The sequence below is a fragment of the Mesorhizobium sp. ES1-3 genome, from assembly GCF_020164795.1.
Classification (GTDB): Bacteria; Pseudomonadota; Alphaproteobacteria; order Rhizobiales; family Rhizobiaceae; genus Mesorhizobium.
In genome coordinates, this window is record NZ_JAIUGW010000007.1 from 158,877 (window position 1) to 175,285 (window position 16,409).

Here is a 16,409-nt window from a genome sequence, read left to right on the forward strand (position 1 = left end):
GCTATGAGTGGCAGCGTCAGAAAGGCCGTCGGCGTCGAAACCATCGGCATGACCATGCGCTTCGGCGGCTTCATGGCGCTGGATGCCGTGTCGGTGAACGTGCCGGCAGGTTCCTTCCACGCGCTGCTCGGCGAGAACGGCGCCGGCAAGTCGACGCTGGTCAAATGCATGATGGGTTTTTATCACCCGGCCTCCGGCGACATGCTGGTCGATGGCCGGGAGGTCAAGATTGCCAGCCCCAGGGATGCCTCGGCGCTCGGGCTCGGCATGGTCTACCAGCACTTCACGCTGGTGCCGTCGCTGACCGGAGCGGAGAACCTCGTCATCTCGCGCGAAAAGGTGCCCGGCATTGTCGACTGGCGCAAGGAGCGGGGCGATCTTGCCATGTTCATGGAGCGCATGCCGTTCAAGCTGCCGCTCGACGTCAAGGTGGCGGAGCTTGCGGCCGGCGAGAAGCAGAAGCTCGAAATCATCAAACAGCTCTATCTCGGCCGCTCCTTCCTGGTGCTGGACGAACCGACTTCGGTGCTGACGCCCGGCGAGGCGCAGGAGGTGCTGGGGCTGGTGCGCGACATGACCAAGGCCGGCGACCTCACCGTGCTGATGATCTCGCACAAATTCCATGAGGTCACTGCCTTCGCCGACGATGTCAGCGTGCTGCGCAAGGGCAAGCTTACCGGGGCCGGCCGCGTCGCCGACCTCGGCCGCAAGGCGATGGCGGCGATGATGATCGGCGACCAGCCGATCGCCACGCTTGACAGCCGCGCGACGCCGAAACGCGATGCCGAGATCGTGCTCAAGGTCAAATCGCTGAAGGCGCCGGATCGAACCGGGCTGAAGTCGATCAGCATCGAGGACCTCGGCGTGCGCTCGGGCGAGATCGTCGGCATCGCCGGCATTTCCGGCAACGGCCAGAAGGAATTCCTGGAAGTGCTGGCCGGCCAGCGTCCGCGTGACGCCGGCGAGGTGTTGGTGCGCGGTGCCGCCTATGCGGCGACGCGCGCCGAGGCGCGGGCGCTCAATGTGCGTCTCATTCCCGAGGAGCCGCTCAAGAATGCCTGCGCGCCGAAAATGACGGTGGCCGAAAACATCTCCTTCCGCACCTTCGACATGGACGGCAATGGCAGGCCGGTGAACTGGATCAGCACCAGCGCCATCTGCGCCTTCAGCGCCCGCCTGGTCGAGCAGTTCAAGGTCAAGACCGCTTCGCTGTCCTCGCCCATCGCCGCGTTGTCGGGCGGCAATGTGCAGCGCGCGGTGCTGGCGCGCGAACTGACCGGCGAGGTCGACCTGCTGATCGTCTCCAACCCCTGCTTCGGCCTCGACTTCTCGGCGGTGGCCGAAATCCGCGCCCGCATCATGAAGGCGCGCAATGCGGGTGCGGCCGTGCTGTTGATGTCGGAAGACCTCGACGAACTGCTGGAATTGTCCGACCGCATTTTCGTCATGTCGGATGGCGCGCTGGTCTATGAGACGCCGACCGCCGGCGCGAGCGTACAGACCATCGGCGAGCATATGGCGGGACATCACTGATGGCGCAAATCGACGCGCAGCCGTTCGCCTTTGCGTTCAAGCCCGACACGATGGCGCTGGTCGTCATCGACATGCAGCGCGATTTCGCCGAGCCCGGCGGCTTCGGCGCCAGCCTCGGCAACGACGTCAGCCTCATCCAGGCTATCGTGCCGACGGTGAAGAAGCTGATCGAGGGGTTCCGCGCCGCCGGCCTGCCTGTGATCCATACGATGGAGTGCCACCGCGCCGATCTCTCCGACCTGCCGCCCGCCAAGCGCAACCGCGGCAATCCGTCGATCCGCATCGGCGATGTCGGGCCGATGGGCCGCGTGCTGATATCGGGCGAGCCGGGCACCGCGATCATCGCCGAACTTACGCCGCTGCCCGGCGAGATCGTCGTCGAGAAGCCGGGCAAGGGCGCCTTCTATGCGACGGGCTTCGGTGACGAGCTGAAGCGGCTTGGCGCTCGGCAACTGGTTTTCGCCGGCGTCACCACCGAGGTTTGCGTGCAGACGACGATGCGCGAGGCCAATGATCGCGGCTATGAGTGCCTGCTCGCCGAAGATGCGACGGAAAGCTATTTTCCGGAGTTCAAGGCGGCGGCCATCGCCATGATCCGCGCCCAGGGCGCGATCGTCGGCTGGACGGCGATGACCGACCAGGTGCTGCAGGGAATCGCGAATGGCTAATCTGAGTTTTGCCGGCCTCGTCGGTGGCGGCTGGCGCGAGCTGGCGTTCGAGCCTTTTCGCGACGGCATCACCGTGCATTGGCTGCTCAAGGGCGGACCGGTCGAGCCGTCGGTGGCGATCCTCGACTATCGGGCCGGAGCCGGCGTGCCGCGCCACCGCCATGTCGGCCTGGAAACCATTGTCGTGCTCGAGGGCACACAGAGCGACGAGAACGGCGATTATCCCCGGGGCAGCGTCATCCTGAACCCGGTCGGGACCGAGCATTCGGTGTGGACGAAGGACGGCTGCGTCGTGCTGATCCAGTGGGACCTGCCGGTAATTATTCTGGGGGAGGCCACATGAGCGAGATCCGCTTCGATATCATCAGTCTGCACGCGGCCTATGCCAGCGGCGTGACTGTCGCGGATATGATCGATGCCGTGCATGCCCGCATCGTGGCGGCTGACGATCCCGGCATCTTCATCCATCTCGCCAGCAAGGCGGACATGCTGGCGCAGGCGCAAACGCTCGGACCGTTCGATCCGGTGGCCAAGCCGCTGTGGGGCGTGCCGTTCGCGGTCAAGGACAATATCGATGTCGCCGGCATGCCGACCACAGCAGCCTGCGCCGAATATGCCTATGTGCCGGAGACGGACGCTACTGTCGTGGCGCGGCTGAAGGCGGCTGGCGCGCTGGTCGTCGGCAAGACCAATCTCGATCAGTTCGCCACCGGACTGGTCGGCGTTCGCACGCCTTACCCGATCCCAAGGAACGCCGTCGATGCCAGCCTGGTGCCTGGCGGCTCGTCCTCAGGGTCAGCGGTGGCGACGGCGCGTGGCACCGTCTCCTTCGCGCTCGGCACCGACACGGCCGGGTCCGGCCGCATCCCCGCCGGCCTCAACAACATCGTCGGGCTTAAGCCGACAGTCGGCGCGCTCTCCGCCGCCGGCGTGGTGCCAGCCTGCCGCACACTTGACTGCATCTCCGTGTTCGCACTCACCGTCGACGACGCCTATGCGGTGTTCGCCGTCGCGGCGGCCGAGGACCCGGCCGACGACTATTCGCGCGCGATCAAGGTGCCGGCGCTTGCCGCCCGGCCGCCCGTGCTGAGCGTCGGGGTGCCGGCGAAGAACGACCTGAAGTTCTTCGGCGACGCTTCGATGCAGGCCGGCTTCGAGACAGCACTTAGCCTTCTAGAAACGCTTGGCTGCCGGCTGGTCGAAATTCCGTTCGGGGATTTCTATGCCACCGCCAATCTTCTCTACGAAGGCGCCTGGGTCGCCGAGCGCTATGCGGCGATCCGCGACTTCATGGATGCCAACGAGGCCGCCATGCATCCGGTGACGCGCAAGATCATCGGTGGCGCCAGAAGTCTTTCGGCGGCGGACGCCTTTCGCGGCCTCTATGCCTTGCAGGCCTACAGGGCGAAGCTCGCCCCGGTCGTCGCCTCGGTCGACCTCTTCTGCGTGCCGACCGCGCCTACGCATTACACTACAGCCGCGGTGCTTGCCGATCCGGTCGCGACCAACAGCCGGCTTGGCACCTACACCAACTTCGTCAACCTGCTCGATATGTGCGGCATCGCCGTCCCGACCGGCAGGCGCGGCGACGGCCTGCCGATGAGCGTCACCTTGCTGGCGCCGGCCGGCCGCGATGCGCTGGCGGCGATGCTCGCCCGCGACCTGCATGCGCAGAGCGGCCTGCCGCTCGGCGCAACGGGTTGGCCGCAGCCCGGCCCGCGGCCGGCCGCCGTGCCGCCCTGCGACGGCATGATCGACCTGGTGGTCGTCGGCGCGCATCTGTCGGGCATGCCGCTCAACGGCCAGCTCAACCAGCTCGGGGCGCAATTCCTGCGAGCGACCAGGACCGCCGCCGCTTACAAGCTCTATGCGTTGGCCGGCCAGTCCGTGCCCAAGCCCGGCCTGATCCGCGTTGCCGATGGCGGCATGCATATCGACGTCGAGGTCTGGCGGCTTGGGCCGGAAGCCTTCGGCCGTTTCGTCGCCGCTATTCCGGCTCCGCTCGGCATCGGCACGGTCGAACTTGACGACGGCACCCCTGCCAAGGGTTTTCTGGTCGAAAGCGCGGGATTGGACGGTGCCTCCGACATCTCCTCATTCGGCGGCTGGCGCCGCTTTGTCACACACGGCAAAGACATGGCCGATCAAAGTGAAAAGCGGCAGAACTGGCCCGCTGGCGTCCCGATCTGATTGTCGCGCAAGGCTGGCCTTGTCGGACTTGCCTGTCGCAGGCCGGTGGGGGGCGTCCTTCTCGACAAACAGTTGCACAACGCTTCCTATCTCATGAACCCGCGATGATCAGATGCGCGGGCGTTCAGGAAGAAACGTGTTCCTCGTCATCGCCTCTGAAGTTACTTACGCGCGGTGTGCTGCATTGAAATTGTCGGCCAATTTCAACCGCAAGTGCTACCATCGAGAAAGAATTCTTTCTATATTTCAATATCTTAATGGATTTTGGTAGCGGCAGACCGCTACATCGCAAGACCGACTATTGAGCGGGCGCTCTTTTGCTATCGTCGGCAAGCATGACAGCAAGTCGGGATTGGGCGTCACGAGGTCGAAAATCACGACTCGTCGCGAATGACGGATGGGAAGAATACACAAATAATATCAGTAAGTTATCAGTGTTCGTGCGCAAAAATTGCGCACGAAAGTTCTGCTTCTCTTCTTTTTTCGTTCCCACGAGAGAGCCGCCGACCGCCCTTTTTGGGCGCTCTTCTGCCGAAGGCGGCAAGCGTGCACAGAGTTCCCGGATCCGCCGCCTTTCGACTATGGAATCTTTATATCTTTGGCCTGCCGCACGAATGGAATCTTTATGCGTATCGGCCTAGCTTTGGGCATGCGGCAACGCCGGCGGGAGTGAACCGATGGCCGATGTCAATCCGAGGCTGCAACAGGACATTACTGCGTCGCCGGGTGCCGATTCGCTTTTCGGCTTGGCCGATGCTCCCGCCGCGGTACGCTATCTTGCTTCGTTTGCAATGACCGCCTTCGCGACGGTGGTGGCTGCCGGTGTCGACAGCCAGGTGGCGATCCCGAACATCTCGCTCATATTTGTGGTGCCGGTGATCATAGGGGCCGTCGGCCTAGGTTTGGCCCCCTCGCTCTTTTCGGCGATACTTGGTGCACTCGCCTACAATTTCTTCCTCACCGAGCCTCGCTACACGCTGATCGTCGATGACCCGGCAAACGTCTGGGCCATTGGACTGCTTTTCGTCGTCGGACTTATCGGCAGTGGCGTGGCCTTTACCTCCCGGCGCCGCGCAATCGAAGCGGCGCTCCTGAGGAGGCAGGCAACGATGCTGCAAAATTATAGTCGCGACGTCGCGGGGATCGACAACGCTAAGGCGATCGTCTCGATCACTTGCCACATGCTTGCAGCGCTCTTCCAAGTTCCTGTCGTCATTCTCGTTTTGGACGGCAAAAGGGTTTCCGTCGAGAAAGTCGGCAATGTAGAGCCCCAGGAAGCCGAGATAGAGGCGGCGCAATCGTCATTGGCAACAGGACTTGTCGTGAGCGCCGGAGTCTATCCGGCGTTGACCTCGCGCTTTGACTTCTGGCCCGTAAAAACAACGGCAGGGGGCCCGCGCGCGGCCATTGGGCTCGCATTCGACCCCGATGAACGTCCTGCGACGCCTTCGACGTCGGTCGATATCGTGAGTCGCTTCCTGGCCCTGGCCCTTGATCGTCAATATTTCCGGCATGCTCGAACGTAAACACCCGGGAAGGCGAAAGTCAGCAAACGGCGCGAGGACAGTGACAACCGAAACGTTTGCTCTAGCCGGAGGAGCAGTTTCATGAGCAATGCCGATGCAGGCGACGGCGGGGCTGCAGCAGCACAGTCCGCTGCGCATGTCCACTCCCACCAGAGCGTGCGAATACTGGTTCTGGGCGCTCTCGGCGTCGTCTATGGCGATATCGGAACAAGCCCTCTCTATGCGTTTCGCGAAGCCCTGTTTGTTGCGGCATCGGACGGATCGGCGACACGTGAGGATGTGCTTGGCATTCTTTCGTTGATCATTTGGGCGCTGACCCTCATCGTAACGGTTAAATACGTCACATTTGTTCTCCGAGCGGACAACAAGGGCGAAGGCGGCACGCTCTCCCTGATGTCCCTGGCCGGCAGTAGTCTTCCGGCTCGCTCGGCTGCCATTTTGGTATTGGGCGTGCTTGGCGCGGCGTTGTTTACGGGCGACTCTATGATCACGCCAGCGATCTCGGTGCTCGCTGCAGTGGAAGGTCTTGAGACGGTCACGCCAGCCCTTGAGCCATACGTCTTGCCAGTCACGCTTGTCATTCTTGCAGGGCTCTTCGCGGTCCAACGATTCGGGACCGGCGCCATTGGAGGCGTTTTCGGGCCGATTACATTCGCATGGTTTCTCGCGCTGGGGGTTTCCGGAGTAAGCCACATCGTCACCAATCCCGGAGTGTTGTGGGCCGTCAATCCCTACTACGCCGTCCACTATCTCGTGGCCAATTCAGCACTTGCGCTCGGTACAATCGGCGCTGTTTTTCTAGCTGTGACCGGCGCTGAGGCGCTTTACGTCGATCTTGGCCACTTTGGCCGCAGACCGATTGTGATGGCTTGGCTGTGGATCGTGTTCCCGTGCCTTCTGCTCAACTACATTGGGCAGGGCGCCTTTGTTTTGAACCGCACCGAATTGCCGGAGAATGTTTTCTTCGACATGCAGCCTCGCTGGGCACTGGTGCCGATGGTCGTCTTGGCCACCGCCGCGACGATCATCGCCAGTCAGGCTGTGATTTCCGGGGCGTTTTCGCTGGTGCGTCAAGCCGTTCAGCTGAATCTTCTGCCGCGATTCAGCATCCTGCACACATCCGAGACGCAAGTTGGCCAAATCTATCTTCCGAGGGTCAATTTGCTGCTCGGCATTGGCGTCATGATGCTGGTGCTCGGGTTCCAGAAGTCGGGCAACCTCGCATCGGCCTACGGCATCTCCGTCACCGGTCAGATGGTGGTCACGGACCTGCTTCTCTTCATCGTCATGCGCCGAATCTGGAACTGGTCAGTTACCGGCGCCCTTGCAGCGTCGGCACTGTTTCTGATCGTGGACTTGGTATTCCTCGGCTCGAACATCATTAAGGTGATCGAAGGAGGCTGGGTTACGCTGACCATTGCGTTGGTGATGTGCCTCATTATCTGGACTTGGGTGCGCGGCGGCCGCTACCTGTTCGACAAGACGCGCCGCAATGAGATCCCGCTCGATTTCCTTGCCGGCAATCTGTTGAAGAAGAAGCCCCATCTGGTTTCGGGCACGGCGGTGTTCCTGACCAGCGATCCGCTGAGTGCGCCGACCGCGCTGATGCACAGTCTCAAGCACTACAAGGTGTTGCACGAGCAGAACGTCATCCTTTCGGTGGTGACGGCGCCACAGCCGGTAGTGCCCGACAGCGAGCGGGTGAAGATGGAGACGGTCAACGAGCTGTTCATGCGAGTGACGCTGACCTTCGGCTACATGGAGCAGCCGAATATCCCCCGTGCGCTCGCGATCTGCCGCAAGCAGGGCTGGAAGTTTGACATCATGTCGACATCCTTCTTCCTGTCGCGGCGCTCGCTCAAGGCCTCGCCCAATTCTGGCATGCCGGTGTGGCAGGACAAGCTGTTCATCGGGCTGGCCCGGACGGCGGCCGATGCGACGGAGTATTTCCAGATACCGACCGGGCGAGTCGTTGAGATAGGTACCCAGGTGGTGATCTGATCCGACTGGGTTGCCCCCCGTCGAATGTGTTTCTGGGCTCTTGAAGGCGCGTACTCCCCTTGCACGCGCCGGATTGCGGTCACGCTGAGCAAAAAACAAAGCTTCGGTTTCCGCCGGCTGCCAACACCGCGCCCATTGGCACAAGTCGACGACCTCGATGAGCCGCCCTCGACCTTGGCTCTCCACCCAGCGACCCTGCAGCGTTACACAGAAACCGTCGATGCTCTTTCAAAGATGTTGGCTGACCGCGCAACTGCAGCCGATGACCGTGGCACGCTCACCCAAAATTTTCGGGCTTGTTCACAGTGTCACGATGCATCCCAAGCCTGCCCAAGAGGGCTTCGAGATCGAGATCAAGGGCAAGCTTGCCGCCCTTATTGGAGGGGCAGCATTTCCGAACGCGCGCTACGCCGCAGAGCGGGCCGCATCAGGCGCCCACCGCAACCCAAACATTACGTACGATGTGGGTTTGAAGTGGTAGCGGGAGAGCGCTACCGCCTTTCCCCCCACTCAGAGACCATGCGATGTTTTCTACAGTGTCGGGGGTGATGGGCCTGGCTCGGTGCTGCAAAGACCCGTAGGGAAGGGGAGAGTCTGACCCCAAAGCTATCCATGACGCGAACGGCAGCTTTGCGCCTCATGTCGGCCGTTTTCCGGCGTGTTGGACTTTGTCCAAGAGCGGACGTCCGTGGAAAGCTATGCGTCGATGCCAGAAATGTCGTGCCCCATCTCGCCCCTGATGAGGATAGGCTCAGCGTTTTTGTCGGAACCTCCATATGAAGCTCCTAACGCTGTGCTGTAATCTTTGCTCTAAATATTCTCCCGCGTGTATATCTCGAACGGCAAGATGGCGGTCAAATTGCCACCATCGTTCGGGGCGGCAACGGCGCGGACCATACCGGTCAGCGCTTCGAGCGCGATTCGGGCGAGCGGGTGCGAGATGATGAAGGTCAGCGTGCCGTCAAGCAGCGCCGGGCGGGTCGACTCCATCAACTCATAGCCGACGACGACGATGCTGCCGGCGCGGCCGGTGGAGCGCAGGGCCGCGATAGTGCCGGTGATGCCACCACCGGCGACATAGAGGCCGGACAGATCCGGATTTTCGTTCAGTAGCTTCTCGGTCATCTCCTGTGCGATGGCGCTCGATTCGAAGGTCAGCAGCGGCTCCAGCAGCGTGAAATCAGGGGCGTGCTCGCGGAAATAGGAGCGGAAGCCGCTCTCGTTCATTTCCTGGCAGCGATAGCGGTGATTGCCGACAAGGATGCCGAGCTTGCCGGGCGCCCTGCAGACATGCTCGAACACCCAGGCTGCGGTGCGGCCGACCTTCCAGCCGTCCAGCCCGACGTAATGAACCTGACCCGTCGCCGATATCTGCGAGATCAGCGCAAACACCGGCACGTTGCGGGCCTGCAGCGCATCGACCGCCTGGGTGACAAGCGGATGGACGGCGGCGACGACGCCGACGGCGTCGCATTCGGCGCCGAGCGCCAGCAGGCGCGCTCCGACATTCTGCGGCGACAGGTCGTCGAGAAACTCGATTCGCAGCTCTATCTCGCAGTCGGGCATGGTCGGCGCCACCGCGCGCAGCGCCTCGGCGATGTTGCGGTAGAAGGCGCGGCTGGGCTGGTGCAGCAGGAAGCCAAAGCGGTAGTGCGGCCGGGCGGCCGCTATGCGGCTGCGCAGCGCGCCCATGCCGTAGAAGCCGATCTGCTCCGCCGCCAGCCTGACGCGCTCGCGCGTGCCTTGGCGGACGGCGCCGGTGCCGCTCAGCACCCGGTTGACGGTGGCCACCGAAACATTCGCCTCGGCGGCTACATCCCTGATCGTCGGCCGCTTGTTCTGATCCATTTCGTCTCATCCGCCTGTAGTAATTGATATGAAGATATCATTTATCGTGCCAGATTGATATGAATGACACAATCAGTTTGGAACAAAAATTCTATTCTTGATTCATTTTGGATCAAGATGTTTATCTCGTCAAAAGCAAGCAAGGCGGACGCACCGCCAGCCCAGGGATAGCAGCAGCACAGCGCAGACGGGTTTCGCCCATCGCTCTCAGGCGGTGTGAGGCAGCGTGCGCGTGCGGCCCGTCCCAAGGCGTTGCAGGTGCGGCATTGCGGGTGGAGGATTGCATGGACGATCTCCAATACGGCGTGCGCGACAAGCGCGGCGACTGGAAGCCGAACGGACGCATCGAGGGAGCGCCGTTGTGGAACTGGCCGCCCAGGCTGCCGAAGATTCTGGCGTGGCTGCCCGGCTATATCTGGCCGTGGAATGCTTTCCACATGGGCACGGCGCTGCTCTACTGGTTCTATATCGTCCCGAGCGTCGAGACGATGAAGACGATCAGCTGGGGCTGGGCGCTGTGGCTCTATGCCGTAAACGCAGCCGCGATCCTCGTCTTCTACGGCATCTTCGAGCTGCGCTACTACATCAAGCGAACCCAGGCGACGCGGTTCAAGTACAACCACAAATTCCCTGCCGACGCGCCCTCCGACGTGTTCTGGTTCCAGAGCCAGAACCTCGACAACTTCCTGCGCTCGTTCTTCATCACCATTCCGCTATGGACGGTGGTCGAAGTCGTCTTCCTGTGGTGCTTTGCCAATGGCTACGTGCCGTGGGTTGGCTGGCAAGATCACCCGGTCTACCTCGCCGCACTTGTGCTGGTCGCGCCGGCCGTCCACGAGGTGCATTTCTTCTTCATCCACCGCCTGATCCACTGGGCCCCGCTCTATCGCTGGATCCATTCGGTCCACCACAACTCGATCAACCCGTCGCCCTGGTCGTCGCTGTCGATGCATCCGGTGGAAGGGTTTCTCTATCACGCGGTGGCCTTCTGGCACCTGATTATCCCGTCCAATCCGATCGTCGCGCTGTTCCAGCTGCATATCGCCGGCTTCGGTGCGGTCAACGGCCATCTCGGCTTCGATAAGCTGGAGGTGACCGAGGACACGGCGGTCGAGAGCCACGCTTACGCACACTACCTGCATCACAAATATTTCGAGGTGAACTACGGCGGCGACGGGCTGATCCCGCTCGATCGATGGTTCGGCACCTGGCACGACGGCACCAAGCAAGGCGACGCCATGATGGACGCCCGCTTCCAGAAAAAGAAGGAACGTATGAACGCCAAGGCCGCGGCGAACCATTGATCAAGCGACGCAACGCGCAACGGGAGAGGTGCGCGCCTGCGGATGAATTCGATTTTTTCTAAACCGTCTGACGACGGCAACCGGGAGGAAATGAAATGAAAACGATCACGAAACTGTTGACGGCGATCATGCTTGCGGGCGTGGCGGCGATATCGTCCACGGCAGCCATGGCCGATGGCGCGAAGATATTCGTCATCGGCGGTAAGGCGGACGACCCGTTCTGGTCGAAGGTCAAGAAGGGCGCCGACGACGCCGGCAAGGTCGCCGAACTGACCGGCGGCTCGGTGACCTGGCTCGGTCCGCAGAACTACGACAATCTCGGTCCGGACGCGGCCAAGCTGATCCGCACCGCGCTCAGCCAGAAGCCGAGCGCCATTGTCGGCCCTGACTGGGTGCCGGAGGCCATGGACGATGCTTTCAAGGAAGTCGTTGCGGCAGGCGTGCCGCTCATCATCTACAATTCCGGCGGCATGGACGCGGCCAAGCGGCTCGGTGCCATGAACTATGTCGGCAATGAAGAATACGCCGCTGGCCTGGGCGGCGGCACCTATTACGGCAGCCATGGTTCCAAGAACGTGCTGTGCGTCAACACTTTGCCGGGCGCCACCAACACCGAAGACCGCTGCAAGGGCATTGCCGACGCCATCGCCAAGAGCGGCGGCAAATCGAGCCAGTTGCCGCTGCCGTCGTCGAGCTTCGGCAACCCGACAGCAGTCGCAGAGGCGATCAAGGCCGCCGTGCTGAAGGACAACACCATCGACGGTGTCATCACCATCAGCGCCGGCGACGCCAACAGTGCCGCCAACGCCATCAGCCAGGCCAATGCCGGCGAAAAGGTCAAGCTGGCTTCGTTCGACATGGATGAGACCGGCCTGCAGCGCATCAAGGCTGGCACGCAGATGTTCGCTGTCGACCAGCAGCCTTATCTGCAGGGCTTTCTCGCGGTGTCGCTGCTGAACGGCTTCGTCAATTATGGGCTCGACCTGCCGACCAAGCCGGTGCTGACCGGGCCGGGGATCGTGGACGCCGCCAATGTCGATGCGACGATGGCTGGTGCCGCGGCCGGCGCTCGCTAGCTTCTGCAGACAGAATGTCCGGCCCATCCGCGGGCCGGACATCATCTGCCACGCGCCGCCGACTACTGGCAGCGCCAGGCTCCCATTGTTCAAGCCAGGGACATTTCGATGACATCCCAAGCCCATGACCAACTCGCCGTGGTAGCGACTGCGCCCCCGCAATCTTCGATGCCCTCGATCGGCAGTCTCGTGCGCCGCCCCGAGGTCGGCTCGCTGATCGGCATGATTGCCGTTCTGGTGTTCTTCTCGATCTTCGGCGGTGCCAATTTCATGTCGGCCGGAGGTGCCGCGAGCTGGCTCAACGTCGCCTCGGAACTCGGCATCATCGCGCTTCCCATCGGGTTGCTGATGATCGCCGGGCACCTCGATCTCTCCGTCGGCTCGATGGTCCCCGCCAGTTCGATGACCATTGCCATCCTGTCGGGCCACTACGACCTGCCGATCATCGTCGGCATCCTCGCCGCGCTTGGCCTTGGGCTCGCCGTCGGCTTCATCAACGGCGTGCTGGTGATCCGCACCAAGGTGCCGTCCTTCGTCGTTACGCTCGCCACGCTGTTCGCATTGGCTGGCCTGACGCTCGGCCTCTCGGTCATCCTGTCCGGCAGCACCAGCGTCGCGCTGAAGAGCGGGCCGACCGCCAAGCTGCTGTTCGGCGACTATCTCGGCGGCAAGTTCGAGGTGACGCTGTTCTGGTGGATCGCCGCCATCCTCATCGTCGGCTTCATCCTGAACTTCTCGCGCTTCGGCAACTGGATCCTGGCCATGGGCGGCGACGCGGTGAGCGCCCGCAATGCCGGCATCCCGACCGACCGGGTGACCATCGCGCTCTTCATGAGCAGCGGCCTGTGCGCCTCCTTCGTCGGCATGTCGCAGGCCATCCTCTACAACAGTGCCCAGGTGGCCGCCGGCCAGTCCTTCATCTTCAACTCGATCATCGCGGTGGTCATCGGTGGCGTGCTGCTCACCGGCGGCTACGGATCGGTGGTCGGCATCGTTTTGGGCACACTGACCTTCGCCATCGTTAATCAGGGCATTTTCTACACCGGCTTCGACGCCAACTGGGCAAGCCTGATCATCGGCGTCCTGCTGCTGGCGGCCGTGCTGATGAACAACACTTTCCGCACCATGGCGTTGACCTACGCGCCGCGCACCAAACCGAGGGCACGCTGATGACCACGCCCCTGCTCAGGCTGACTGGGATCAACAAGTCGTTCGGCCCGATCGACGTGCTCCATGACATTTCGCTCGAGGTCAACAGAGGCGAGGTGCTGTGCCTGCTCGGCGACAATGGTGCCGGCAAGTCGACGCTGATCAAGATCCTCTCCGGTGTCCACAAGCCCACGTCGGGTACGATGGAGATGGACGGCAAATCCGTGGCCTTCGATAGCCCCCGCGACGCCGGTGACCATGGCATCGCCACCGTCCACCAGTTCGGCGGGACATTCCCGCTGATGAGCATCGGCCGCTCCTTCTTCGTCGGCGCCGAGCCGACGCGGCGCTGGGGGCCGCTGACCATCTACGACCGGAAACGGGCCAACGAGATCGCCGTCACCGAGATGCGCCAGCTCGGCATCACCCGCATCGACGACGGCGACCGCCTCGTCGGCGGACTGTCCGGTGGCGAACGCCAGGCGCTGGCCATCGCGCGCGCCGTCCACTTCGGCGCCAGCGTGCTGATCCTCGACGAGCCGACCGCGGCACTCGGTGTCAAGGAGGCGGCGCACGTGCTGCGCATCGTCCTGCAAGCGCGCCGCAAGGGCATCGCGGTCATCTTCATCACCCACAATGTCGTCCACGCGCTGACCGTCGGCGACCACTTCGCCGTCCTCATCAGAGGTTCCAAGGCCGCCGACTTCCGCAAGGGTGAGAAAAGCCGCGAGGCCATTACCGACCTGATGGCCGGCGGCGAGCAGATGGCTGAACTCGAAGCCGAGATCGAGAGGTTCTCCGCAGCTGATGTCGGGTAAGCGCCGCGCGGCACGAGCAATGCGTGACCAGTGAAGACGCCCCTCCTTCCTCCCGGGCATCTTCCTGTGCGGCCGGCGGAATTCTGCCGGCCGCATTTTCGACCAACCAAAGAACAGACGGCAGAGTGACAATGGCAAAATGGATTGATGCGTGCGCGACCGATGACATCGATGAAGAGGACGTCATCCGCTTCGATCACGAGGCCCGGACATTCGCCATCTACCGCAGCCCCGACGATGCATTCTTCTGCACCGACGGGCTGTGCACGCATGAGAAGGTGCATCTCAGCGACGGGCTGGTTATGGAGCACAGGATCGAATGCCCGAAGCACAGCGGCGTGTTCGATTACCGGACCGGCGAAGCGCTACGCGCACCGGTCTGCGTGAACCTGAAAACCTACGCCACGAAGGTCGAGGATGGCCGCGTGTACATCGAGGTCTGACATGTCCGATACTTTTACACTGGCGGCTTGTGTCGAAATGCTGTGGCGCGACAAGCCGATGGAATGGCGCGTGCGGCGCCTCACCGAAATGGGTTTTCAGGTCGGCCTCTGGAACTGGCCCGAGCACGATCTCGCAATGCTGGAAAGATCCGGCGCGACTTTCTCGATCATGAACGGTTATCTGCGCGGCCGGCTGGCCGATGACGAAGGTGCTGCCGAACTGTTGAAGACGGCGAAGGAGACCGCGGCGGTCGGCAAACGCCTCGGCGTCGCGCGGCTCAATCTGCACGGCACCGGGCTGGGTGATGGCGGTCTGCCAGTCACGCCGTGCGAGATCGTCACCGGCGCCATGTGGCTCAAGGCGCGCGACACGCTGAACCGCATTGCCGACCTTGCCGAGACGGAAGGCGTGACCTTCACGCTGGAGAATCTGAACCTGCCGGTCGACCATCCCGGCGTGCCGTTCGGGCGCGCTGAGGACACACTGGCGCTGGTCTCGAGCGTCAACCGTTCGGGGCTCCGCCTCAATCTCGACCTCTATCACGCGCAAATCGGCGAAGGGAACCTGATCGAGCTGTGCCGCGCCTGCCTACCTTGGATCGGCGAGGTCCAGGTGGCCGATGTGCCCGGACGCATGGAGCCCGGCACCGGCGAGATCAATTACCGGGGTATCGCCCGTGCGCTGAAGGACATGGGCTATCGCGGACCGGTGGGCATGGAGGCATTCGCCTCCGGCAATCCCGAGGCGGCGCTGCAAGCCTTCCGCGAAGCTTTCACGATCTGAGGGAACAAAATGGTCACCAAGAGCACCCGGCCCACCGTCGCCGACATCCGCGCCATGAAGGGCCGCGGACAAAAGATTTCCATGCTGTATGTCACCTCGCTCGACGAGGCGGCAGCGGCGGATGCGGCCGGCGTCGACATGCTTTCGATCGAGGGCCGATTCTTCTCGCCTGAGATGCGCGAGGCGGCGGGCCGCTGCTTCGTACAGGTCGGGCTGCCTTACGGGCCATCCGGCAATCTGGTCACGGCGGAGGACTATCTGAAAACCGCCTACCACTTTATGCGCATCGGCGGCGACTGCTTCTACTGTGCCGCCTCGCTCGATATCCAGAAGACGCTCTGCGACAACGCCGTGCCTGTCGTTGCCCATGTTGGCCTGATCCCCTCGCAATGCACTTGGACCGGCGGTTTCAAGGCTGTCGGCAGGACGGCCGAGAGCGCGCGTGCGGTGTGGGACCACGTCAAACGCCTTGAAGCCATTCGCTGCTTCGGCGCCGAACTGGAAGTGGTGCCAGACCGCATTGCCGAACTGATTACGAAGAGCACACCGATGATCATGCTTGGGATGGGCGCCGGACCGCATGCCGACGCGCAGTATCTGTTCAGCGAGGACGTGCTCGGCCACACATCAGGCCACAAGCCGCGCCATGCAAAGACCTACCGCAACTTCGCCGCCGAGTATGAGCGGCTGCAGCACGAGCGCATCGCCGCCTATCGCGAGTTCATCTCCGACGTCCAGACCGGCGCCTATCCCGAGCCACAGCACGTGGTTCAGATCACTGATGACGAGTTCTCCACCTTCAGGACCGCTCTCAGGCTTTAGGAAGCCAAGATACTCAACAGGCCGCGAGATTCTCTTGAAGGTCAGCTATCTCCGCTACGGACACAAAGGCGGACAATCTGGTGTACGGATCAAAGCTCGTTTCAAACGGTCTGTCGTATATCGAAGTTCTAGCATGCCGTCCTTCAGGCTCTGCGTCCTCGTTCAAAATTGTAGGACTGCCCTAAAAGCAAGGGCAAGCCCGACTTGGATGGCTGGGCTCTCCAAATCGGTCTGAACAGCGAGTCCG

The 16,409-nt window shown here is 62.6% G+C and carries 15 protein-coding genes; 14 read left to right on the plus strand and 1 reads right to left on the minus strand.

Annotation, left to right across the window (positions count from 1 at the left end):
- Positions 1–3 precede the first annotated feature (3 nt).
- The 7 genes from LB536_RS12965 to LB536_RS12995 all read left to right on the plus strand — a co-directional run bounded on the left by LB536_RS12965 (position 4) and on the right by LB536_RS12995 (position 8,399).
- Positions 4–1,533 (plus strand): ABC transporter ATP-binding protein, encoded by a 1,530-nt coding sequence (locus LB536_RS12965; RefSeq protein WP_140810455.1) that lies wholly within the window; start codon positions 4–6, stop codon positions 1,531–1,533.
- A complete protein-coding gene (locus LB536_RS12970) occupies positions 1,533–2,201 on the plus strand; it encodes a cysteine hydrolase family protein (protein WP_224592819.1) in 669 nt (222 codons plus the stop codon). The genes LB536_RS12965 and LB536_RS12970 overlap by 1 nt, the downstream gene beginning before the upstream one ends.
- Positions 2,194–2,544 carry a cupin domain-containing protein gene (locus tag LB536_RS12975; RefSeq protein ID WP_027144369.1) on the plus strand — a complete coding sequence of 117 codons (351 nt, stop codon included), beginning with the start codon at positions 2,194–2,196 and terminating at the stop codon, positions 2,542–2,544. Before LB536_RS12970 ends, LB536_RS12975 begins: the two co-directional genes overlap by 8 nt.
- On the plus strand, positions 2,541–4,391 hold the full coding sequence (gene atzF / locus LB536_RS12980; RefSeq protein WP_224592822.1) for an allophanate hydrolase: 1,851 nt from the start codon (positions 2,541–2,543) through the stop codon (positions 4,389–4,391). Before LB536_RS12975 ends, atzF begins: the two co-directional genes overlap by 4 nt.
- Before the next feature lie 677 nt (positions 4,392–5,068).
- Positions 5,069–5,917: a DUF4118 domain-containing protein gene (locus LB536_RS12985; protein WP_224592824.1), complete on the plus strand. Its 849-nt coding sequence runs from the start codon at positions 5,069–5,071 to the stop codon at positions 5,915–5,917.
- A gap of 81 nt (positions 5,918–5,998) precedes the next feature.
- Positions 5,999–7,918 (plus strand): potassium transporter Kup, encoded by a 1,920-nt coding sequence (locus tag LB536_RS12990; protein WP_224592837.1) that lies wholly within the window; start codon positions 5,999–6,001, stop codon positions 7,916–7,918.
- Positions 7,919–8,138: 220 nt separating this feature from the next.
- Positions 8,139–8,399, plus strand: a complete 261-nt coding sequence (locus LB536_RS12995) for a hypothetical protein (protein WP_224592840.1) — start codon at positions 8,139–8,141, stop codon at positions 8,397–8,399.
- Between the two features lie 329 nt (positions 8,400–8,728).
- On the opposite strand, the gene LB536_RS13000 is transcribed toward LB536_RS12995, so the two are convergent.
- On the minus strand, positions 8,729–9,766 hold the full coding sequence (locus tag LB536_RS13000; RefSeq protein ID WP_224592844.1) for a LacI family DNA-binding transcriptional regulator: 1,038 nt from the start codon (positions 9,764–9,766) through the stop codon (positions 8,729–8,731).
- A 284-nt stretch (positions 9,767–10,050) separates the two neighbouring features.
- On the opposite strand from LB536_RS13000, the gene LB536_RS13005 reads away from it, so the two are divergent.
- The 7 genes from LB536_RS13005 to LB536_RS13035 all read left to right on the plus strand — a co-directional run bounded on the left by LB536_RS13005 (position 10,051) and on the right by LB536_RS13035 (position 16,162).
- Positions 10,051–11,070 carry a sterol desaturase family protein gene (locus tag LB536_RS13005; RefSeq protein ID WP_224592847.1) on the plus strand — a complete coding sequence of 340 codons (1,020 nt, stop codon included), beginning with the start codon at positions 10,051–10,053 and terminating at the stop codon, positions 11,068–11,070.
- A 95-nt stretch (positions 11,071–11,165) separates the two neighbouring features.
- On the plus strand, positions 11,166–12,146 hold the full coding sequence (locus LB536_RS13010) for a sugar ABC transporter substrate-binding protein (RefSeq protein WP_140764649.1): 981 nt from the start codon (positions 11,166–11,168) through the stop codon (positions 12,144–12,146).
- Positions 12,147–12,314: 168 nt separating this feature from the next.
- Entirely contained in the window at positions 12,315–13,316 is a 1,002-nt protein-coding gene (locus LB536_RS13015) for an ABC transporter permease (RefSeq protein ID WP_224592942.1), read from the plus strand.
- Entirely contained in the window at positions 13,316–14,113 is a 798-nt protein-coding gene (locus tag LB536_RS13020) for an ATP-binding cassette domain-containing protein (protein ID WP_224592850.1), read from the plus strand. The genes LB536_RS13015 and LB536_RS13020 overlap by 1 nt, the downstream gene beginning before the upstream one ends.
- A 131-nt stretch (positions 14,114–14,244) precedes the next feature.
- Positions 14,245–14,556 (plus strand): MocE family 2Fe-2S type ferredoxin, encoded by a 312-nt coding sequence (locus tag LB536_RS13025; protein WP_140764643.1) that lies wholly within the window; start codon positions 14,245–14,247, stop codon positions 14,554–14,556.
- A gap of 1 nt (position 14,557) precedes the next feature.
- A complete protein-coding gene (locus LB536_RS13030) occupies positions 14,558–15,340 on the plus strand; it encodes a hydroxypyruvate isomerase family protein (protein WP_140813482.1) in 783 nt (260 codons plus the stop codon).
- Positions 15,341–15,349: 9 nt separating this feature from the next.
- A complete protein-coding gene (locus LB536_RS13035; RefSeq protein ID WP_224592853.1) occupies positions 15,350–16,162 on the plus strand; it encodes a 3-methyl-2-oxobutanoate hydroxymethyltransferase in 813 nt (270 codons plus the stop codon).
- Positions 16,163–16,409: the final 247 nt, after the last annotated feature.